This is a genomic window from Rummeliibacillus sp. NPDC094406 (assembly GCF_044763875.1).
Classification (GTDB): Bacteria; Bacillota; Bacilli; order Bacillales_A; family Planococcaceae; genus Rummeliibacillus.
The window spans coordinates 591,496-613,105 of the sequence record NZ_JBIWGZ010000001.1; the positions used below are offsets into that span (position 1 = coordinate 591,496).

General features: G+C 35.8%; 21 protein-coding genes. 3 read left to right on the forward strand and 18 right to left on the reverse strand.

Annotated features, from left to right (window positions below; translation table 11 throughout):
• Positions 1 to 332 precede the first annotated feature (332 nt).
• The 13 genes from ACIQ4I_RS02815 to ACIQ4I_RS02875 all read right to left on the reverse strand — a co-directional run bounded on the left by ACIQ4I_RS02815 (position 333) and on the right by ACIQ4I_RS02875 (position 16,424).
• On the reverse strand, positions 333 to 1,043 hold the full coding sequence (locus ACIQ4I_RS02815; protein WP_403092597.1) for a LutC/YkgG family protein: 711 nt from the start codon (positions 1,041 to 1,043) through the stop codon (positions 333 to 335).
• Entirely contained in the window at positions 1,040 to 2,470 is a 1,431-nt protein-coding gene (locus ACIQ4I_RS02820) for a LutB/LldF family L-lactate oxidation iron-sulfur protein (protein ID WP_403092599.1), read from the reverse strand. Before ACIQ4I_RS02820 ends, ACIQ4I_RS02815 begins: the two co-directional genes overlap by 4 nt.
• 14 nt (positions 2,471 to 2,484) lie before the next feature.
• Entirely contained in the window at positions 2,485 to 3,201 is a 717-nt protein-coding gene (locus ACIQ4I_RS02825) for a (Fe-S)-binding protein (RefSeq protein ID WP_403092600.1), read from the reverse strand.
• An 880-nt stretch (positions 3,202 to 4,081) separates the two neighbouring features.
• Complete coding sequence (gene leuD / locus ACIQ4I_RS02830; protein ID WP_403092602.1) at positions 4,082 to 4,672, reverse strand: 3-isopropylmalate dehydratase small subunit; 591 nt, start codon at positions 4,670 to 4,672, stop codon at positions 4,082 to 4,084.
• A gap of 14 nt (positions 4,673 to 4,686) precedes the next feature.
• Positions 4,687 to 6,096 (reverse strand): 3-isopropylmalate dehydratase large subunit, encoded by a 1,410-nt coding sequence (gene leuC, locus ACIQ4I_RS02835; RefSeq protein ID WP_403092603.1) that lies wholly within the window; start codon positions 6,094 to 6,096, stop codon positions 4,687 to 4,689.
• Between the two features lie 17 nt (positions 6,097 to 6,113).
• Positions 6,114 to 7,214: a 3-isopropylmalate dehydrogenase gene (gene leuB / locus ACIQ4I_RS02840; protein ID WP_403092605.1), complete on the reverse strand. Its 1,101-nt coding sequence runs from the start codon at positions 7,212 to 7,214 to the stop codon at positions 6,114 to 6,116.
• A gap of 174 nt (positions 7,215 to 7,388) precedes the next feature.
• The gene (gene ilvC, locus ACIQ4I_RS02845) at positions 7,389 to 8,414 is read right to left on the reverse strand and encodes a ketol-acid reductoisomerase (RefSeq protein ID WP_403092607.1); all 1,026 of its coding nucleotides are present in this window, start codon (positions 8,412 to 8,414) and stop codon (positions 7,389 to 7,391) included.
• A gap of 38 nt (positions 8,415 to 8,452) precedes the next feature.
• Positions 8,453 to 8,968 carry an acetolactate synthase small subunit gene (gene ilvN, locus ACIQ4I_RS02850; RefSeq protein ID WP_397538724.1) on the reverse strand — a complete coding sequence of 172 codons (516 nt, stop codon included), beginning with the start codon at positions 8,966 to 8,968 and terminating at the stop codon, positions 8,453 to 8,455.
• The gene (gene ilvB, locus ACIQ4I_RS02855; protein WP_403093354.1) at positions 8,965 to 10,719 is read right to left on the reverse strand and encodes a biosynthetic-type acetolactate synthase large subunit; all 1,755 of its coding nucleotides are present in this window, start codon (positions 10,717 to 10,719) and stop codon (positions 8,965 to 8,967) included. The genes ilvN and ilvB overlap by 4 nt, the downstream gene beginning before the upstream one ends.
• 339 nt (positions 10,720 to 11,058) lie before the next feature.
• Positions 11,059 to 12,726 carry a dihydroxy-acid dehydratase gene (gene ilvD, locus ACIQ4I_RS02860; RefSeq protein WP_403092609.1) on the reverse strand — a complete coding sequence of 556 codons (1,668 nt, stop codon included), beginning with the start codon at positions 12,724 to 12,726 and terminating at the stop codon, positions 11,059 to 11,061.
• 12 nt (positions 12,727 to 12,738) lie between these two features.
• Positions 12,739 to 13,638, reverse strand: coding sequence for a branched-chain-amino-acid transaminase (gene ilvE / locus ACIQ4I_RS02865; RefSeq protein WP_403092611.1), 900 nt, complete (start codon positions 13,636 to 13,638; stop codon positions 12,739 to 12,741).
• A 303-nt stretch (positions 13,639 to 13,941) separates the two neighbouring features.
• Positions 13,942 to 15,261 carry a D-arabinono-1,4-lactone oxidase gene (locus ACIQ4I_RS02870; protein ID WP_403092613.1) on the reverse strand — a complete coding sequence of 440 codons (1,320 nt, stop codon included), beginning with the start codon at positions 15,259 to 15,261 and terminating at the stop codon, positions 13,942 to 13,944.
• Complete coding sequence (locus ACIQ4I_RS02875) at positions 15,249 to 16,424, reverse strand: alanine racemase (RefSeq protein ID WP_403092615.1); 1,176 nt, start codon at positions 16,422 to 16,424, stop codon at positions 15,249 to 15,251. The genes ACIQ4I_RS02870 and ACIQ4I_RS02875 overlap by 13 nt, the downstream gene beginning before the upstream one ends.
• 614 nt (positions 16,425 to 17,038) lie before the next feature.
• On the opposite strand from ACIQ4I_RS02875, the gene ACIQ4I_RS02880 reads away from it, so the two are divergent.
• Positions 17,039 to 17,587 carry a cysteine hydrolase family protein gene (locus ACIQ4I_RS02880; RefSeq protein WP_403092617.1) on the forward strand — a complete coding sequence of 183 codons (549 nt, stop codon included), beginning with the start codon at positions 17,039 to 17,041 and terminating at the stop codon, positions 17,585 to 17,587.
• A 59-nt stretch (positions 17,588 to 17,646) separates the two neighbouring features.
• Here ACIQ4I_RS02880 and ACIQ4I_RS02885 read toward each other — a convergent pair whose 3' ends face one another.
• A complete protein-coding gene (locus ACIQ4I_RS02885; RefSeq protein ID WP_403092618.1) occupies positions 17,647 to 19,092 on the reverse strand; it encodes an MFS transporter in 1,446 nt (481 codons plus the stop codon).
• Between the two features lie 191 nt (positions 19,093 to 19,283).
• On the opposite strand from ACIQ4I_RS02885, the gene mscL reads away from it, so the two are divergent.
• Positions 19,284 to 19,658: a large conductance mechanosensitive channel protein MscL gene (gene mscL, locus ACIQ4I_RS02890; RefSeq protein ID WP_403092620.1), complete on the forward strand. Its 375-nt coding sequence runs from the start codon at positions 19,284 to 19,286 to the stop codon at positions 19,656 to 19,658.
• A gap of 41 nt (positions 19,659 to 19,699) precedes the next feature.
• Here mscL and ACIQ4I_RS02895 read toward each other — a convergent pair whose 3' ends face one another.
• From ACIQ4I_RS02895 to ACIQ4I_RS02910, 4 genes are all read right to left on the reverse strand, one after another.
• Positions 19,700 to 20,299: an SCO family protein gene (locus ACIQ4I_RS02895; RefSeq protein WP_403092622.1), complete on the reverse strand. Its 600-nt coding sequence runs from the start codon at positions 20,297 to 20,299 to the stop codon at positions 19,700 to 19,702.
• A 97-nt stretch (positions 20,300 to 20,396) separates the two neighbouring features.
• Positions 20,397 to 20,519, reverse strand: a complete 123-nt coding sequence (locus ACIQ4I_RS02900) for a YvrJ family protein (RefSeq protein ID WP_397538733.1) — start codon at positions 20,517 to 20,519, stop codon at positions 20,397 to 20,399.
• Positions 20,520 to 20,585: 66 nt separating this feature from the next.
• A complete protein-coding gene (locus ACIQ4I_RS02905; RefSeq protein ID WP_403092624.1) occupies positions 20,586 to 20,801 on the reverse strand; it encodes a DUF2922 domain-containing protein in 216 nt (71 codons plus the stop codon).
• A 21-nt stretch (positions 20,802 to 20,822) separates the two neighbouring features.
• Entirely contained in the window at positions 20,823 to 21,041 is a 219-nt protein-coding gene (locus ACIQ4I_RS02910; RefSeq protein ID WP_403092626.1) for a DUF1659 domain-containing protein, read from the reverse strand.
• Positions 21,042 to 21,145: 104 nt separating this feature from the next.
• On the opposite strand from ACIQ4I_RS02910, the gene ACIQ4I_RS02915 reads away from it, so the two are divergent.
• Positions 21,146 to 21,574 carry a DUF2621 domain-containing protein gene (locus ACIQ4I_RS02915; protein WP_403092628.1) on the forward strand — a complete coding sequence of 143 codons (429 nt, stop codon included), beginning with the start codon at positions 21,146 to 21,148 and terminating at the stop codon, positions 21,572 to 21,574.
• The last annotated feature ends 36 nt before the right edge of the window (positions 21,575 to 21,610 follow it).

Consider the following 21,610-nt stretch of genomic DNA (forward strand, 5'->3'; position numbering starts at 1 on the left):
AACTGGTGAGCGTTGAATTCCTTGACAGTGGAGACTTTTTCTTTGCCATCGTTTCGTCAGAAGAAAAAGATTGCTCATACGGTTACTCGTTGCAGAAAATTTTTGCAGCATGTGGGCTTTATCTTACTTACTTTCTCTCAGGAGTCATCGCAATTTCCATTTCAACAAAGATAGCTGTTTAGGACTCTGTTTGTATTCGATTTAATCACTAATGGTTACGTATTATACTAATAATAAAGAGAAGAGCCTTTCCCCTTCTTTTCTCATTCTCAATTATTAGGACTTTAACCGAGACCATTCTGCAACCAAATACCCCTATAGAATCTGGGGTATTATCTATCAGATATGATAATATAAGTTGCTTTAATGGGCCCATGAACACCAATAATTGGATTCATTTCAATATCAGCTGAATTACTAGGTCCTGAAATAAAGTTAATACAAGCAGGAATTCCTTCGCTATTTTTTACTTGTTGTGATATAAATTGCGCTGCTTGTGTCATTCTGGGGACAATTGTACTTTGTGGAATGATAGCAATATACGATTTTGGAAGGACGCTAACAGATCTACCTTTGCCCGAACTTGAAAATAATACGACTGTTCCAGTTTCAGCAAGTGTCATATCACTAAAAGTGATTCCCACATTCGATCGTTCAGCTTGAGCTATATTAGCGGCACCAATATCAGGATTCCATTCGTTTACTACTACATTTGAAGAGGGCCACTCATCTAGTATCAAAGATTGGAGACCAAATTCAACAAATCGTTCATCCTTCCAAATTGAAACAGGACCACCACCATTTAATTTGACTCTATGTTTTAATTCATTTTTTAAATCTGCAACCTTCGATACAACATAATCAGTATGGATTGTATTACACTGACTTTTAAATAATTGAAGTAATTCATTCTGTGAAAGGTCAATTAGTGTAGAGGCTTGAGGATTGTGTTTCCATTTTAATTCAGGCTTTCTTGAGGTATTAACATTTCTGCCAAGGGCTTTTGCAATATTATTTAAAAAAGGCTCACGCTGTTGAATCACTCTTTAAATCCCCCTTCTCGATTGTCGAACCAGTCACGGAATCTTTCACTTTTAGGCATTTGAAACTCACGATTGGATGTCCATTCTTTTAATGGACCAGGACCTTTTGAGATAAATTTTTTATCTTTAATAAATGTTTTCACAAAAGATGAAATCATTTTTGTGCTGGTGGTATAAATTGTATTTGATGAACCTCCTAATCCAAATGTCTTATACAATACTTCCTCTTGAATAGGTACTTCACCTAATTTCTCAACTAACACCTGACGATGTTTATGGATTAATTCATGTAAAGGAATTTTAACTGGACATGCCTGAGAACAAGCTCCACATAATGAAGATGCATAAGGGAGGTCTTTAAAATCTTCATATCCACCCAATAATGGTGATAAAACCACCCCTATCGGTCCAGGATAAATCGAATTATAAGCATGACCACCAATATGACGGTACACAGGACAAACATTAATACATGCCGCACATCGTATGCAGTGAAGCACAGATTGAAATTCTGTTCCTATTATTTTCGAACGACCATTATCAACAATCACGAGATGAAATTCATCTGGTCCATCTACATCTTCAGTACGCCTTGGCCCAGTAAGTATCGATACATAACTTGTAATATTTTGCCCAATAGCACTTCTAATCAACAAAGTAATAAGTACTTCAAGGTCCGCAAAAGTTGGAACTATTCGTTCCATACCCATAACGGTTATTTGCGTCCTCGGAATAGTTGTTGTTAAACGATCATTTCCTTCATTTGTAACAATACTAACGGAACCTGATTCCGCAATAGCAAAGTTACACCCAGTAATCCCTATATCTGCTGTAAAAAAATCATTTCTTTTCGTATCGCGTGCATGACGTGCAATTTCAGTTGGATCACTTGTTTTCGTATAGTTCAGTTTCTCCTCAAAAATTTTACGAATCTCTTCTTTGCTTTTATGAAGTGCTGGCGTAATGATATGTGAAGGTGGATCATTATTATCCATTTGTAAAATGACTTCAGCTAAATCTGTCTCTACCACTTCAACTCCAATTGCTTCCAGATGCTTATTTAAGCCAATTTCTTCGGTTACCATTGATTTTGATTTAACAACCTTTTTAGCTTTCTTTTTCTTTGCTACATCTTGAATATATCGATTGGCGTCTTCTGCAGTTTCAGCAAAGAAAACGTAACCACCAAGCTTTTCAACATTTTCAGACAATTCATGCAAGTAATAATCTAAATTTTCAATCACATGTTTTCGTATTTCTTCTCCATGAGATCGCCATTCTTCCCAATTACCTAGTTCCTTAATGTTTTTTAACCTACTCAATCGAAGCCCGTCTTGTGCCCCAGTCATTGAACTTCTCATAAATTGATCTTGCAAATTTGCTTTTACTTTATCTAAAAATTGATCGTTAGAAATCTTTATAGGCATTTTTACACTTCTTCCTAATGAGAATTTAATACTTCTGCTATATGCATTACTTTAATCGGAACTTTTCTACGTTCCATTCTTCCAGCAATGTTCATCATACAACCGCCTTCTGCAGCAACTAAAATATCGGCATTCGTTTCAATCACTGAATTTACCTTTTCATCCACCATTTGCTCTGATATTTCTGCCATCTTAGTAGAAAACGTTCCACCAAAACCACAACAATTATATCGATATGGAAGTGGTTTAAGCTGAAGCCCCTCTACATTTGATAATAATTTAAATGGTGAATCCTTCACACCTAACAATCGAGTCATTTGGCAAGATGTATGATAAGTTGCAACCCCATTTAGCTTTGCTCCAACGTTTTCAAGTTTTAACACATTAACGATAAAATCAGTCAGCTCAAATGTCTTTTGTGCTAAGGTTGTGGCCCGTTTCGCCCAATGTGGCTCATTATCTAAAATTTCAGGGTATTTTTTGAACATCAATGCACAAGAACCAGATGGCGTAACAACAACATCGGAGTCTTCAAATGTTTCGATCATATCTTTAATCATGGGCTTTGATCTTTCTACATAACCAGCTGCATGAAAGGGTTGTCCACAACATACTTGCTTCTTAGGAAAATCAATTTCACAACCAAGCCTTTCCAATAATTCTACAGTCGCTTTACCTACATCCGTTTCAAAAATATCAACAACACATGTCACAAATAATGTAACTTTCACATGAACCAAGCTCCTTATATTCAATTGTTTCTATATGCAATTTTATAAAAATCAAGAACAATTAATATGTTCACTAAGCATGTAGTTGTTTTCATTATTTACAAATGGAAATTGTTTTAGTCATCTACATATTGTTAGGTATTCACCTTCACTTTTTATTCACATAAAAAAACTATCAAGAAATCTAATTTCATAGATTTAATCGATAGTTCTGTTCCGCTACAGACAGGCGCTTTCCGCGGGCAAGCATCAAGCCTCCTCCTCACTTCGTTCGTGCGGGGTCTTGAATCGCTTGCTCTTCCCGCAGGAGTCGCCTGTCTTCCGCTCTATTAGTAGCAGTCATTCGTAAATGGCATCAATCTCGGAATATCTAAATGAATCATTCTCATTAATCTATTTTCGGTTTTTAAATGTGATCATTACAACAAATTAACTTTTCAATATTCAGATATGGATGTTCCGATATAAACGGCACTTTCCACGAGCTTGGCTTCAATTTCCAATATGTTGAAATCACTGAAAAAGTAAAAAAGATGAAAATTCATAATAAAAATTTTGTATAGCTATCTTAGTTGATGTGGAATTAGCGAAGACTCCTGCGGGAAAGCGAGCCAGACGAGACCCCACAGCGTAGCGAGGAGGCTCGTCAGTTCGCCCGCGGAAAGCGAAGCTAATTCCACATCATTGAGAAAACAGATTAATACTTTTAAATTTGTATTTTAACACTTTCTCAGTGCCTTCACTACGTTCCTGCAAGGCTTTCAGCTCAAGCTTTTCCCGTAGGACTATGAATGAATCTCACTGAAATAAAAAAACTATCGAGAAGTCTAATTCATTAGATTTACTCGATAGTTCTTTATGATATTTACTTATTTAATGTTTAATTGAATTGAATACGTTTTTCTTCAAATTCTTTAATAGAATCTTCGTATTTGAAAGTCAATGCAATCTCATCCCAACCGTTTAACAACATTTCCTTATAATAAGGATTGATTTCAAAGTGATATACTTTGTCGTCTGCAGTTAAAGTTTGGTCTTGTAGGTTCACTTCAGCTTCTAGAGTAGATTGTTCGCCTTTCAATAATAATTCTTCTATTTCTGATACTTCCAATTTGATTGGTAGAATACCATTTTTGAAGCAGTTATTATGGAAAATATCTGCAAAGCTTGGTGCAACAACAACTTTAAAACCATAATCTAAAATGGCCCATGGTGCATGTTCACGAGATGATCCACATCCAAAGTTTTCATGAGCCACTAAGATGTTTGAGCCTTTGTATTGTGATTGATTTAATACAAAATCTTCTATTGGATTACCATTTTGGTCAAAACGCCAATGATAGAAGACAAATTGTCCAAAACCTGTACGTTCAATTCGTTTTAAAAATTCTTTCGAAATAATTTGGTCTGTGTCTACATTTTTACGATTTAAAGGTGTGATGACACTTTTTACAATATTTATAGGTTTCATAATTTACGCCTCCATCATACAGGTACATTAATAATTTCGCGAACATCAACAAAGTGACCAGCGATTGCAGCAGCTGCAGCCATCGGAGGACTAACAAGATGTGTTCTTGAACCTGTACCTTGACGTCCTTCAAAATTCCGATTAGATGTTGAGGCACAACGTTCACCTGCTGGTACAACGTCTTCATTCATAGCAAGACACATACTACAACCTGATTCGCGCCATTCAAATCCGGCATCTTTAAAGATCTGGTCAAGTCCCTCTTCTTCCGCTTGTTTTTTCACTAAATGAGAGCCAGGTACAACAATTGCACGAACATTTGAATGCACCTGTTTTCCTTTAATAACGGAAGCTGCAGCACGTAAATCATGTAAACGAGAATTCGTACAAGAACCAATAAAGACATGTTGAATTTCAATTTCTGTTAAAGGTGTACCTTCTTTTAAATCCATATAAGCAAGAGCTTTTTGCAACGCTCGTTTATCTGATTCTTCTGAAAAATCAAAGGAAGATGGAACAGCTTTAGATATACCGCTACCCATTGATGGATTTGTACCCCAAGTTACGAAAGGTTCAATTTCAGATGTGTCAATAACAAGTGTTTGATCATATGTTGCGTCTTCATCAGATGCAAGTGATAACCAGTATTCCTTTGCCTTTTCAAATTTTTCACCTTGAGGAGCGTAACGACGACCTTTAATATAATCAGCTGTAATTTCATCAGGACTAATTAAACCTGCTTTTGCTCCCGCTTCAATGGACATATTACAAATCGTCATGCGTTCTTCCATAGATAATTTATGAATTGCATCACCTGTGAATTCAACGATATGACCAGTACCTACATCAATACCAAATTTTGAAATAATTGCTAAAATAATATCTTTTGCAGTAACGCCAAAGCCTAGTTCACCTTGAACATGAATCTGCATTGTTTTAGGCTTACTTTGCCAAAGTGTTTGTGTGGATAATACATGTTCTACTTCACTTGTACCGATACCAAATGCAATCGCACCGAATGCACCATGTGTAGACGTATGAGAATCTCCACATACAATTGTTTTACCAGGTTGAGTTAAACCAAGTTGTGGTCCAATTACATGGACAATCCCTTGATCTGGATGACCCATATCGGCTAATGGAACACCAAATTCTTCACAGTTCTTAGCTAAAGTATTAATTTGAGTTTTAGCAATTGGATCATTGATTACTGGTAAGTTTCGTGTAGGTACATTGTGATCCATTGTAGCAAAGCAAAGGTCTGGACGACGAACCTTTCGATTATTTAGACGAAGCCCCTCAAAAGCTTGCGGTGAAGTCACTTCGTGAATCAAATGAAGATCGATGTAGAGTAAATCTGGTTTACCATCCTCTTGATAAACAACGTGTTGGTCCCACACTTTTTCTATTATATTTTTCCCCATTATTCTTCACCTATTTTCTAAATATAAGTAGTCATAATACTATCTGAAACAAAACTTGTATCTAATTCATTTAATACTTTTTCAGTCCATTCATTTGTTGTAAGTACGCGGCTATTTGGAGTTGCTAAATCTGCTGTGAAATAACCATCTTCAAAAACAGCATTAACAGCGCGTTCAATTTCAGCAGCTTCTTCTTTTAATCCAAATGAATAGCGTAGCATCATTGCAACCGAAAGAATCGTTGCAGCCGGATTGGCAATTCCTCTTCCTGCAAGTTCTGGTGCAGATCCATGGACTGGTTCATATAATCCGAAATTGTCTGAGCGAATACTTGCAGAAGGTAGAACACCAAGAGATCCTGTAATAACAGAAGCTTCATCACTTAATATATCTCCAAACATATTTTCAGTGACAATGACATCATATGCACCGGGATTCGTAATTAACTTCATTGCAGTTGAATCGACTAAACTGTGCTCTACTTCTACATCTGGATATTGTACTTTTTTCTCTTCTACAATTTGTCTCCATAAGCGTGAAGTATCAAGAACGTTTGCTTTATCAACAGATGTCAACTTTCCTCTACGAACACGCGCTAGTTCAAACGCATTCTCCACAATACGTTCAATTTCAGGTCGAGTATATACTAGTGAATCTAGTGCCTCTTCATCTGTACGTTTACGTGGCTCACCAAAATATAAGCCTCCAGTTAGTTCACGTACAATTAGTAGATCGACATCTTTTACTAAATCATCTTTTAGAGGAGAAGCTTTTATGAGTGATGGAACAGCCTGAACGGGGCGTAAATTTGAAAACAAATCAAAATGCTTACGGATACGGAGTAATCCTTTTTCAGGTCTCAGTTCAGCAGGGTTTTGATCCCATTTTGGACCCCCTACTGCGCCTAAAAGGATCGCATCACTTTGTTCACACAACTCAATGGTTTCTTGAGGAAGTGGATCCTCATGCTGATCAATTGCGGCACCTCCAATCATCGCGTATGCAATATGAAATGTGTGTTGAAATCTTTTGCCCACAGCTTGTAGTACTTCTACTGCAGAAGCAACAACCTCAGGACCAATCCCGTCACCAGGTAAAATAGTAATCTTCTTTTCCATAAAAACTCCTCCTCCAATACTAAAATGATTAAACATGCACTCCTTCTAAATTTTCGATAGTCCCATTGGTTACAACTCATTAACTTAAAGAAGCAGGTAAACTACTCCTTTAAGTTGTGAATTGTAAAAATCACTATTTAGATGTAGAACACGGAATACTATCAACTAAAATTACTAAGCTTTTGTACTACCAACAGTTTCTTTTTCAACTTTATTGCCTACGAATGGCATCATAGCGCGTAACTCTTCCCCTACTTTTTCGATTTGATGTTCAGATTCAGCTTTTTTGATTGCATTGTATTTTGGTCGACCAGTTTCATTTTCGTTGATCCATTCTTTTGCAAACTTACCTTCTTGGATATCAGTAAGAACATCTTTCATTGCTGCTTTTACTTGATCCGTTACGATACGTGGACCTGAAACGAAATCGCCCCATTCAGCAGTGTCAGAGATTGAGTAGCGCATGTTAGAAAGGCCGCCTTCGTACATAAGGTCAACGATTAATTTTAATTCGTGGAAACATTCAAAGTAAGCAATTTCTGGTTGATACCCTGCTTCTACTAATGTTTCAAAACCAGCTTTTACAAGCGCTGCTGTACCTCCACATAGAACTGCTTGTTCTCCAAATAGATCTGTTTCTGTTTCTTCTTTGAAAGTTGTTTCAAGTACGCCAGCACGTGCTGCACCAATTCCTTTTGCATAAGCAAGAGCAATGTCTTTTGCAGTACCAGTAGCATCTTGATAAATACCGATTAGAGCAGGTACGCCTGCACCTGATTCGTAAGTACGACGAACTAAATGTCCTGGACCTTTTGGAGCAACTAAGAATACATCTACATCTGCTGGAGGCACGATTTGTTTAAAGTGAATGTTGAAGCCATGTGCGAAAACTAGTGCATTTCCAGCTTCTAATCCTGGAGCGATTTCTGCTTCGTATACTGCTTTTTGTCTTTCATCTGGAAGTAAGATCATGATTACATCTGCTTCTTTAGCTGCTTCTGCTACTGATTTAACCTCAACACCATCATTTTTTGCCTTTTCAGCAGATTTCCCTGGACGAATACCAACGCGAACGTCAAAACCTGATTCTTTCAAGTTTAAAGCATGTGCATGACCTTGTGAGCCGTAACCGATAATTGCGATTTTTTTACCTTCTAATACTTGTTCATTGATATCTTGGTTATAATACATTTTTGCCATTTTAATTTCCCCCTGATTGTTTTGTAGTTTATATTTTTTTATTGTAAAATCGAAAGTTGCGCTGATGGCTTAAGTTGAGCATCACGTACAAATGCAGTTGCACCTGTACGAGTCAGTTCTTTAATACCATATGGACGAATCAATTCAATAAAAGCATCTATTTTTTCCGGATTACCAACGATTTGATATGTAATCACATTTTTACCCATATCAATGATTGAACCACGGAAAGGTTCGACGATTGAATTGATTTCGCTACGCAAATTCGGTGGAGCTACTACTTTAATAAGTGCTAATTCACGCATAACAATTGATTTTTCTGTTATGTCATTGACTTTAATCACGTCAATTTGCTTTGATAATTGTTTTACAAGCTGTTCAATTTTAGCTTGATCCTCTACATTTACGAGAAACGTCATTTTGGAAATACCTTGTTGCTCTGTATGACCAACCGTGATACTTTCAATATTAAATTGACGTTTCATCAGTAGCCCTGTAACTCGATTTAGAACACCACTTTGGTTAATAACTGTTACGGTTATTACTCTTCTCATCCTTTTTTCACTCCAATCATTTCAGCAAGTCCTTTACCAGGTGCTACCATTGGATTAACTAATGTAAGTTCTTTCACACGGCAGTCTACTAAAGTTGGTTCATCTGATTCGATTGCTTCTTTGAATACAGATTCCACATCTTCTACTTTTTCAACTTTATAGCCTTTTATGCCATATGCTTCAGCAAGTTTGACGAAGTCTGGTTGTACTGGCATAAGTGAAGAAGAATAGCGTTCTTCATAGAATGTTTCTTGCCATTGGCGAACCATACCTAGACAGCTGTTATTTAGGATGAAAATTTTCACGGGTAGTTTGAATTCTTTTAGCAATGAAAGTTCTTGTAATGTCATTTGGAATCCTGCATCACCTACGATTGAAATAACTTTTTTATCAGGATCAGCAAATTGTGCCCCAATTGCTGCCGGGAAACCAAAGCCCATCGTACCTAAACCACCAGACGTTACCCAGTGATGATCATTTTTAAAAGGATAATATTGTGCAGTCCACATTTGATGTTGGCCAACATCTGTCGTAATGATTGCTTCGCCGTTAGTTAGACGGTGGATGGTTTCGACCGCAAATTGAGGATAAATTGTGCCATCTCCATCATCGTCATACCATAGTGGGCATTCTTCTTGGCATTCGTGCAAATATTCATGCCAAAGTGTTAAATCTTGTACTTCAAATGGTTGTTCTAATAATGAAAGTAATGCTTCTTTAGCATCCGCTACGATTGGAATTTCAGTTGGAACGTTTTTACCAATCTCAGCTGGATCAATGTCAATATGAATTACTTTCGCTTTCGGAGCAAATTTTTTCAAATTTCCTGTTAAGCGATCATCAAAACGAGCGCCTATGTTTAACAGAACATCACAATTACTAATAGCCATATTAGCTGTAAATGTTCCATGCATACCAGCCATTCCTAGGAAAAGTTTATGTTTTCCTTCAATGCTTCCGAGTCCTAATAATGTATTAACAACAGGGAATTTAAATTTTTCCACAAATTCTGTTAATTCTTTCGATGCATCAGCTGCTAAAACACCAGCACCCACTAAAACAAGCGGTTGTTTTGCTGTGCTAAGCAATGATACGGCTTTTTTGATTTGCAAATAATTTGGATGCAACGTTGGTTGATAGCCAGGCAAGTTTATTGATGCCTCTTCAACTGCGCTATCATCAAAAATAGCATTTGCAATATTTTTTGGAATGTCAACTACAACCGGGCCTCTGCGACCAGTTGATGCAATATGAAATGCTTCTTTTACGATTCGCGGTAAGTCCTGTACATTTTTCACTTGATAGTTATGTTTTGTAATCGGTTGAGTAATTCCGATAATATCCGCTTCTTGGAAAGCATCCGTACCAACGACAGTTGTTGCAACTTGACCTGTAAAGACAACGAGTGGTAAAGAATCCATCATTGCATCAGTAATACCAGTAACTAAGTTAGTAGCCCCTGGACCAGAAGTAGCAATTACTACTCCAGGTTTACCTGATACTCGTGCATAGCCTTCAGCTGCGTGAATAGCACCTTGTTCATGACGAGCAAGTATATGCTTAATTGGATTACGATAGAGTGCATCATATAAAGGTAAGACTGCTCCACCTGGATATCCAAAAACTATCTCAACACCTTGGTTTTGCAACGATTCGATAAAAATCTCAGCACCCGTCTTACTGGCTTTACACTCTTGATCAACTTCTTGATCTGTCGCTGATTGTTTCTTTAGTTGAACTTGTGCATTCATCATAGAACTCCTCCCTAGGATATTAAATTTATTATATAAAAAAAGCTTTTTCATCCACGCAAAAAACCTATCGCGTAGGGATGAAAAAAGCTTTCATGGTACCACCCTATTTTATAGCCCAAAAACGACTACCTCATGAATAGAACAATCTATTCTTTCTTTAACGAGCACAAAAGTATGCGCCCGAGGTTACCTAATTGCAAATAGCTTTTAGTAACCCACTCCAAGGGGATGTCAGTATTAGTTGTATTGTCGGCTCTCAGCAACCCGGCTCTCTGTAAATACAAGACTCTAATACCTTTAACCTTATCAACGTTTTATCATTATTTTGTTTTCAAATTATATTTTCATAACGCCGCCAGTCGAAGCGGAAGTAACTAATTTAGAATAACGAGCTAGATAACCTTTTTTAATTTTAGGTTCAAATGGTTTTAATGTTGCTTTTCGGTCAGCTAAAATTTCATCTGACACTTTTAATTCAATTGTTCTGTTTATCAAATCAATTGAAATAATATCGCCATTTTCAACTAATGCGATTGGACCACCTTCAGCCGCTTCTGGAGATATATGACCTATTGATATACCTCTAGATGCACCAGAGAAACGACCATCAGTTATAAGCGCTACATCTTTTCCTAAGCCACGCCCCATAATTGCAGAAGTTGGAGCTAGCATTTCAGGCATCCCTGGTCCACCTTTGGGACCTTCATAACGAATGACTACGACATGCCCTTTTTGAACTGTTCCATCATCAATTCGAGCTTGTGCTTCTTCTTGAGAATCGAATACAATTGCTTCTCCAGTAAATTCTTTAATCGATGGATCTACTGCACCCACTTTGATTACTGCACCATCTGGAGCAATATTGCCAAAGAGAACAGATAAACCACCTACAGGACTATAAGGATTGTCTTTTGTACGAATGACATCCGAATTCTTAATTTCATGACCTTTAACTAATTCTTCAAGTGTCTGACCAGTCACAGTGATGCGATCTTTATGAATTGCGCCAGGTATTTTACATAATTCATTAATAATTGCACTAACACCACCAGCAAGATGGACATCATGCATTGAATAGTTGGATGCTGGCATGATTTTAGATAAATATGGAACACGTTCTGCAACTTTATTGATATCCTCGATGTTATAGTCGATTTCTGCCTCATGAGCGATTGCGAGTGTGTGTAAAACTGTGTTTGTTGAGCCACCCATAGCCATATCAAGTGCAAATGCGTCATCAATAGTTTCTTTTGTAATGATGTCACGAGGTCTAACATTCTCTTTAACCATACGAACTAGATGTTCTGCAGCTTGTTTAATCAACTGATATCTTTCGTCAGAAGTTGCAACGATTGTACCGTTTCCAGGTAATGCCATACCTAGCATTTCCATTAAAGAGTTCATCGAGTTAGCTGTGAACATACCAGAACAAGAACCACAAGTTGGGCATGCATTCTCTTCAATTTCCTTTAGTTTTTCGGCTGTCATAAGGCCACTTTTATATGACCCTACACCTTCAAAAACAGAAGTAAGTGATAGTTGTTCACCTGTTGAAGATACACCCGCTTCCATCGGACCACCAGATACAAAGACAGAAGGTACATTTGTACGAACAGCTGCCATCAACATTCCTGGTGTAATTTTGTCGCAGTTAGGTATGTAAAATACACCATCAAACCAATGGGCATTAATAACAGTTTCTGCGGAATCTGCAATTAACTCACGGCTTGGTAATGAATAACGCATACCGATATGTCCCATTGCTATTCCATCATCAACTCCAATAGTGTTGAATTCAAAAGGAATACCACCAGCTTCACGAATTGCCTGCTTAACAACTTCTCCAAATTTTTGAAGATGAACGTGTCCAGGGATTATATCAATATATGAATTACAGACACCGATGAATGGTTTATCTAAATCTTTTGTTTTAACACCTGCAGCGTATAATAAGCTGCGGTGTGGAGCTCGATCGACTCCTTTTTTAATCATGTCACTACGCATGTATACCGCCCCTTACTTTACTGTAACTTCTTCGTCATATACTTTGACGCCTTCTTTTTCGACGATTTCACGAAAACCTTCAAGGATATCTTTTGTTACTTTGCCAGGTTTACCTTCGCCAATTACACGGCCATCAACATTTACAACTGCAATTACTTCAGCTGCAGTACCAGTTAAAAATACTTCATCCGCAACATATACATCATGTCTTGTAAATACACCTTCACTCGCTTCGTAGCCACGTTCTTTCGCAACATCTAAAATAGCATTCCGAGTGATTCCCTCTAATGCACCAATATAACCTGGAGGAGTAATTAATTTATTCCCTTTAACGATGAAAATATTATCACCAGAGCCTTCTGCTACATACCCTTCATCATTCATCATTAATGCTTCAGAAACGCCAGCTTGTGTCGCTTCAATCTTCACTAGAATATTATTTAAGTAGTTTAATGTTTTTGTTTTTGGACTTAATACATCTGAACGGTTACGTCTACTTGACGCTGAAACGATTGAAATACCAGTTTCATATAATTCAGCTGGGAATAGTGCAAGTGGTTCAGCAATAACAATGACACTTGCCCCACTGCATGTTGAAGGATCAATTCCTAAATTACCGACGCCTCTTGATACAATCAAACGGATATAAGCGCTTTGTAATTCATTTGCTTTTAATGTATCCTTAACAATTTCGGTCATTTCTTCTATTGTGTATGGAATGGTGAGTAAAATTGATTTAGCAGATTCATATAATCGAATTAAATGTTCCTCTAAACGAAAGACGTTGCCATTGTATGAGCGAATGCCTTCAAATACTCCATCACCATATAAAAAACCATGATCATAAACAGAAACTTTAGCGTCTTCCTTTTGCACTAAATTTCCATCAAGAAAAATTAACTGTTCCCCCATACTCTTCACTTCTTTCTGTAAAATACAATAATCTGTCTTTAGCTATTTGCATAAAACATTTATTAAATTGTTGCTATCATAGTATGTATTTCCATTGAAGTCAACAGTATTTTTGGAATTGTCACTCAATTTAAAAAATTAAATCTTCAATGTATACGTTTTCATTCCCTTTATATTAATTTTTCGCTAAGTTATGAACAAAATTAAAATTTTTAGAAAAATTAATTAATTGGATCTATTTAGAACATTTCAACCCCACATAATATATCGATTTTTTACACAATGATGTGAGATATTATTCGTTCATTCGATTAGTTTTTTGAAATAATCCGTAACAAAAATATTTTCAGGATCATATTTTTCTCGTAATTGAAGGAAAAGCGGGTAATTTGGGTAGAGCTCTAGTATATGCACCTTTGTTAGATGATTCATTTTCCCCCAATGTGGTCTACCATTATATTTTCTCATCAATGTTTGTACCCATCTAAAATAATCTTTTTCATCCATTCCTTTGTACATATGAAAAGCTATAAATGCACTTTCTCTGTCTTGTGTTGGGCTTAAAAAGCCATTTTCTCCCCTTGTTATTCTACACTCAATAGGAAAATGCACTTTGAATGGATGCGATTTTAAGGTGAAGTGTATTTCTTCCATACAATCATGGAATTTTTCCAAAGGGATTGCATATTCCATTTCTAAAAATTTTACTTTACGAGGTGATGGGAAAATTTCATAGCTTAGGCCTTGTTTTACACCGGTTGGTACGCTTTTGGAAGCTAAGTTACTTACCCATCTTGTGGCTTTAGGCTGTCTTTTACAGACTTCTGAAACAATATATAAAAGACCGTTTTCAATTACATTATTTTTTAAATCTTCAACCGTTTTAGATTTCTTAGACTGTTCAACAATTGGGATCTGATCCATTATTTTCACTTGAATTCGCTCTGTTCCAGGGAAGTAAAACCATTCAACATGACGATGTTCCCGAATCATCATATCCCAAACTTTATTTGCTTCATCAAAAGTGTAATGGATTGTTTGACATTTTAGACTGTATAGTGGAACTGTTTTAATGGTTACTTTAACTAGTACTCCTAAAAGCCCTAATGATATGTGTAAAGCTTTTGATAAATCATCGTCTCCTCTGGTATGTTCATGATAATTACCTAATCCGTCTACAATCCCCCACATCACAACTTGGCTGGATAAAGAACCTAATGTCACTCCTGTACCATGAGTACCTGTCCCGATTGCACCTGCAATTGTTTGTTCATGTATATCTCCCATATTCGCAAGTGCAAAGCCGAATTGAGCCAAAATTGGACCAATTTCAAACAAATAAGTGCCTGCCCAAAATGTGGCTTCTCCTGTGTCCCTATTAATATCAATTAGCCCTCTCATATTATGAAGAGAAATAGCAATATCATCTGGTTTCGCGATTGGACTAAATGAATGTGCTGCTCCAGTTACTCGAATCGTTTTATGTTGTTTTTGTATATTCCAAATTAAATTAGAAAGCTGTTTAGTGTCATGTGGTAATAAGGATTGAGTTGGGATACCATTCACATTTCCAGCCCAATTTCGCCACTTACGTGTATCTACCCAATCTTTTACAGAAAACATTTTCCTTCCCCCCTATAAGTTTTGAAACAATTCACATGTTGACCACTTCTTACAGCCTCTAACTGTGTAAAACGTTCACATAATTCACCAGCTTTTGCATGACGAAAATAAATTGTATCTCCAATCTTGGGATTTTGATGATCCTTTCTTCTAAGTGGTGTTTGTACTTCTCCTGCACCTTCAAGTGGTAAAAAAGCAAAATGTTGAGCTTCATAAGGAACAGGTTGCTTATCTTTTCCAATAGCTCCTGAAGCAATATAACCACCCCCATGGCAAACTACAACATCCCTTGCTGGATTTCTTGTGACGCGTAAAGCAAATCCAGCAGCAGGCTGTAAATCTAATTGACTATATTGATCGAATAATGCAGGATTAAAAAATGCTGAGCCAATTGTAATTTCCGTTACCTCTGAACTTTGTGCTGTAAAATCTATACTCCCTGATCCTCCCCCGTTAACAAATTCTACCTCCCCAATTTCAGCTAAAATGAAATCAACCGCTTCCTTTCGAAGCTTTGCAACACGATTTTTTGAAACCTTTTGCAATTGTTGAATCACTGGTCGCTTCCATTTTTGTATTGGCAAATCACCAACACCTGCGAGTTGTGCTTCATAGCCCATCACACCCTCAATATGTAAATGTGTTTGTTTTTTTAGCAATTCTAATAAGTTCTCTAAATCCTTTAAATTTGTTATAGCAGAACGCCTCGTACCAAAAAAGATAAATGGAAGTTCAATTGATAGATTGATATCGATACATATTCCAACATTTACATTAGAACGTTTCGCTAATTCGTTTAACCACTTTGCTTGTCGAATATCATCTACCATAAAACAAACATCATAGCCTTTTTTAATATATTTATATAACTCTAAAACGCTTTTTTCCTCCAACACTGGATAGCCGAGGAGCAAATGGTCAAAGCCATTCTCTAACAAATAACAGGTTTCACTTGCTGTAAAAGTCATCAATCCCGATACATTAGATAGCTTTTCATTTAAATATCTAAGTAATGGAATAGAACGAATGGATTTCGTTGCGATGCGAACATTTTTTTCTTTGACATGATGGTTGATAAATCGAATATTTGCATCTAGAGCATTCATATCGACCCAAGCAAATGGCCTTTCAACGTTTTCAAATGCCTTTTCAAATGATTGCAAGTTGTAATCACTCCTTTTGCAAACTCTATAACTCTATAATTTATCCATTTTAAATAACAAAAATGCTTCTTCAAAGGCGAAATGTGTTTTCCGTCGGAGAAGAAGCATTTAGTATCTGTATGATCATATTTTATTTTAAGACTTAGTGGATCTCTAAGAAGTCAAAAGCGAGATTCAAAAAGAAAATTGAATGTATCGCTACGAAAATTAATGCATGTTTGTTATATTTTTTCATTAATGTACGATCCATAAGCTTACAACTCCCTTCAACTTTTTTGTAATTATATACTAAGCTATTTGAAATTGCAAAACTTTTAAGTCTCATAGTTATTTTATTATTTATATGACCGAATCCATTTCATAACGCAAAATTTATATTATAAAACATGAATATTTATTGATATCCATTATTATTGCAAAGCTTGCGAGTCCTCGAAAATACATTCGCATCTCCTTCCCATGATATTAATTCAATGAAGTGCATTCACAGTCCAGTCCTACGGAAATTGAAATTTTCGTATTTATAAACCGAAAACAGATTTATGAAATTCATTCGACATTCTTCTATAAAGTGTGTCATGATATATGTAAAGACATACTGTTGGGGTGATGAAATGAAGAAAGCATTAATCGTAATTGATTATACTGTAGACTTTGTAGCGGAAAATGGAGCATTAACTTGCGGAGAAGCAGGACAAATACTTGAGAAAGCGATTTTACGTCATATTCGTCAATTCATCGATGAAGATGAGCTAATTATTTTTGTTTGTGATTTACATGAAAAAAACGATCCTTTTCATCCAGAAACGAAGCTATTCCCTCCACATAATATTCGGAATACAAAAGGAAGAGAACTATATAATGAAGTTCAGTCCTTGTACGAAGAAATAAAACATTTACCAAATGTTATTTGGATGGATAAAACACGTTACAGCTCGTTTGCTGGAACAAATCTAGAACAGCTTTTACGTGAACGAAATATAAATGAGTTATATTTAACAGGTGTTTGTTCTGATATTTGCGTACTACATACAGCAGTTGATGCATATAATAAGTCATTTGACCTTGTCATCTATGAAGATTCTGTTGCAAGCTTTAATCAAGCTGGTCATGAGTGGGCTCTTGGTCATTTTAAAAACTCATTAGGCGCAACAATTATGTAAAAAGGGTATCTACTAGAATTATTCAAATTCTAGTGGATACCCTCTTCTTATAATTCGGCTTATTTTACTTGAGATTTTCTTTTCGTTACAAAAATCGCCAAAATTACAGCAAAGATAGCGAAAATGAAAGCACCGGTATAAACAGATCGTATACCATCCGCTATAATTTCAATGATCTTACTAATTTGTTGTTGTGAAAAGATTGAATGGTCAAATGATCCATTTAAATTAATATGCTCTGCACCTAATAAAGACAATCGCCCACTTGTAGTTATATTAAATAGAACTCCAAAAATTGCCGCACCAATCGATTGGCTAAAGGTATTGATAAAGGAGTTTAAGCCAATCGCCGTTCCTAATTGCTCATCTGAAGAAGATGCTTGAACAGTTAATATAATCATTGGTGCAATAAGGCCCATGCCCAATCCTAAAAACGCCGTTGATAGATAGACAAAAAGTGAACTAGTTGAGGAAGATAAGAACATTAGCATAAATGTTGAAATCAACAATAAGCTTGTTCCAATTTGGATAATCGTTTTGTTTGCAAAACGGCCAACTAAATTACCTGAAATAATTGCACCTACTGTCCACATTACAGAAATAGGCGTAAGCATGAGTCCTGCCTCTGTCGCATTTTTCCCTAATACAGATTGAGCGTAAATTGGTAAATATACTGAAATACTAATGACAACTGCCATACAAAATAGAGTTAAACCGTTTACAACATTTAATCGTTTATTTTTAAATAACGAAAGTGGGATGATAGGTTCACTTGCTTTCTTTTCAACAAAGACAAATAATCCAAGAAAAACAATTGCAATCATGTAAAAGATTATTTGTGTTGTGGTTACCCAATGTTGCGTATTACTTCCTGCTATTAGTGAATAAAGCAACGCAACCATACCGATTGAAAAAAGGAATGCTCCTGCAAAATCAATTTTACGAGTTAATTTAATTCGATCTTCTTTATAATGTTTAGCAATTAAATATATTGCCCCTAAACCAAAAGGAATATTTAATAAGAAAATGAAGTGCCATGTTAACTGGTCTACAATAAATCCTCCAATTAAGGGACCTACAACACCTGAGACACCCCATACCATACTTATGTAGCCTTGTCCTTTAGCACGTTGTTTCTCCGATTCAAATAACTCTCCAACAATTGTTAAAGTAATTGGTAAAATGGACCCTGCTCCTATCCCCTGAATTGCACGGAAAATGATAAGAAGTTCCATTGATGTTGCCATTCCACATAATAATGATCCTATTAAGAAAATACTAATCCCTGCAATAACCATTTTCTTGCGTCCAAAGAGATCTGCTAATTTCCCAAAAATAATGGCAGAAATCGCCGAAGTTAAAAGATAAGCAGAATAGATCCAGCTAATAAGATCAACACCAGAGAGATCGGTTGTTATACTGGGAATTGCTGTTGAAACTATCGTACCTTCTATTGCTGCCAAAGCTGTCGCTAGTAATACAGCGGCAAATACTTTATTCATCAAAATACCTCAATTCTAATAAAAATATTCCATTGTCACTAAATACCTATCATAACATGAAAAGTAAAAAACACCTAGATTAGATATTTACTATCTAGTTTTTAAGAATAAGGTTTGATACTATTTGTAATAGGTGTTTTATGAAAAATATTACTTTTTAGTAAAACATCCTTTTTATAGGAGGTAAAAAATATATGTGGGAAGATTTTAAAAAATTCGCTTTTAAAGGAAACGTGGTAGATTTAGCAGTCGGGGTTATTATAGGTGCTGCTTTTGGTAAAATTGTATCGTCTTTAGTAGGCGATATCATTATGCCGATTATTAGTCTTTTTAGCGGGAAAGAAGAATTTGATTTCACTTCTTTAACGTTTTACGGCATTAAGTATGGTAGTTTCATACAAAACGTTCTTGATTTCTTGATCATTGCTTTTTCTATCTTTATTTTCATTCGGATTATTTCAAAATTCAATTTCAAGAAAAAACAAGAAGAAGTTTTGGAAGAACTTCCAGCTGAAACAACTGAAGACCTTTTAAAGGATATTCGTGCTTTACTTCAAGAGAGAAAATAAAAATGAGCAGCTATTTTTTTGAATAGCTGCTCATTCGCTTATTATTTGCCATCTTCAATTAAGGTTTCCATATCAACCGCAATCGTATCGACTGGAACGTCTTTAAAGCCACTATAGTTTTTCACAACTACCCCATCTTGATTGACTAAGTAAAAACTTGAACCATGAATTACTTGGTTTGTATTAGGATCATCTTTGACAATAGTTTTAAATGATTTTAATGCTAAATCAGCTATATCATCTTGTGAATAGCCTGTAAGCAGATCCCATTTAGAATTGTCTGCTACAGGATATTGTGCTAGGTATTTCTTTAATTTTGCAGGTGTATCTGTTGCAGGATCTACACTAAATCCAACGATTTTGTAGTCTTCTAATCCTTTTTCCTTAAACTTTTTTTGAATGTCTGTCATATTCTTGGTCATTGGCGGGCAAACAGTTGCACAGTTTGTAAAGATAAACATTGCAAGCCAAGGTTTGCCTTTCAAACTATCTAGTGAAACCTTGTCACCATTTTGGTTCGTATAATTGAAATCTTGTACTTGCCAATCGGTTTCCGCTTTAAAATTGTCACTGCTACCGCATGCAGATAATAATACAGTTAAAACTAAAAATAAGGACGATATAATCAATCTTTTTTTCATCTTATCTTTCACTCCTACTCTGCATTCATCTTATCGAATTGTAACACAGATTACAAGAACACAGATGGAAAGCTTTTAGACGAATTTGTGAATCTATTTATTTTAAGTCCAATAAAGCATCGTGAATTGCTTGTAGCTTTGATTCTACTCGATGCATTAAATAGAATGAGACAAAGATAGGAAATCCTATTTCTTGAATAAGAGTAGTCCATTCAGCCATCACAATTCCTCCTCTCAAAAAAACTGTCTCATCTATCTGTTGATAAATGAGACAGTATTAAACAATTTACGCTTGTAATTCTGTGACTGTACGTTCAATGTAGCGTGCACCAACGATTTCTGAAAGTGTTACTCCATTTATTGCAAAAACCTTGCTGTCTATAACTGTGTTCATTACCTGATAGATTACTTCAGGGGTTAGATCCTCCTTTGGTGTATCAACACTCAAAGAACATGCTGTACCATCAGATGTTTTAAATTGTAATTGCAGAACCTTTGCCATTTACACTCTCTCCTTTTCTTATTAATTTCGAATTGCTTCTTGTGTTGCTAAACCTGTACCAATAAATTGGTTTTGGTACAGACTAGCAAGTGCAGTACCTACAGTAGCCACATTATCTAACGATGCTTGTTCTGATACGTTTCGGAATGTTTTCGTTTTTTCAATAATTTGACCATTTTCATTTACACCTAATGAGAACTTTAAACGAAGTGTTGCATTTTCAAATGTTTTCGTTGCCATGATAATCACCTCCCTTCACTTCTTACATAGACTTTAAATCTTGAAAAAGGACAAGGGATGCAATTTTTTAATATTCAATTTATAATGATAGAGAGGTGAATAGTGTGCTAAACGGCTGGTTTATGTGGTTTATATTATTTTGGGTAGTTGTTCTAGTAGGAACTATGGCTATAGGCGGATTCTTCATGTTCCGCAAGTTTTTGAAATCAATGCCAAAAGATGATGGTAAATCTACATTGGATTGGCAAGATTATTATGTAAACAAAAGCTTACATTTATGGCATCAGGAAGAAAAGGACTTATTAAATGAATTAGTTAGCCCAGTACCAGAACTATTTCGCGATGTTGCGAAGCAAAAAATTGCAGGTAAAATTGGACAACTTGCTTTAGAAGAAAAGGCAAAGAAAATCGATTTTGACTTAATTATCAGAGGATACATACAAGCCTCACCAAAACGTGATCATAAATTTTTACGTAAAAAATTAAATCAAATGAAAGTTGACTTATCGCCTTATGAAGATTTACTAGACTAAGATTAGAGGTAGTGTTCAAAACTAGCAAAAAAAAGG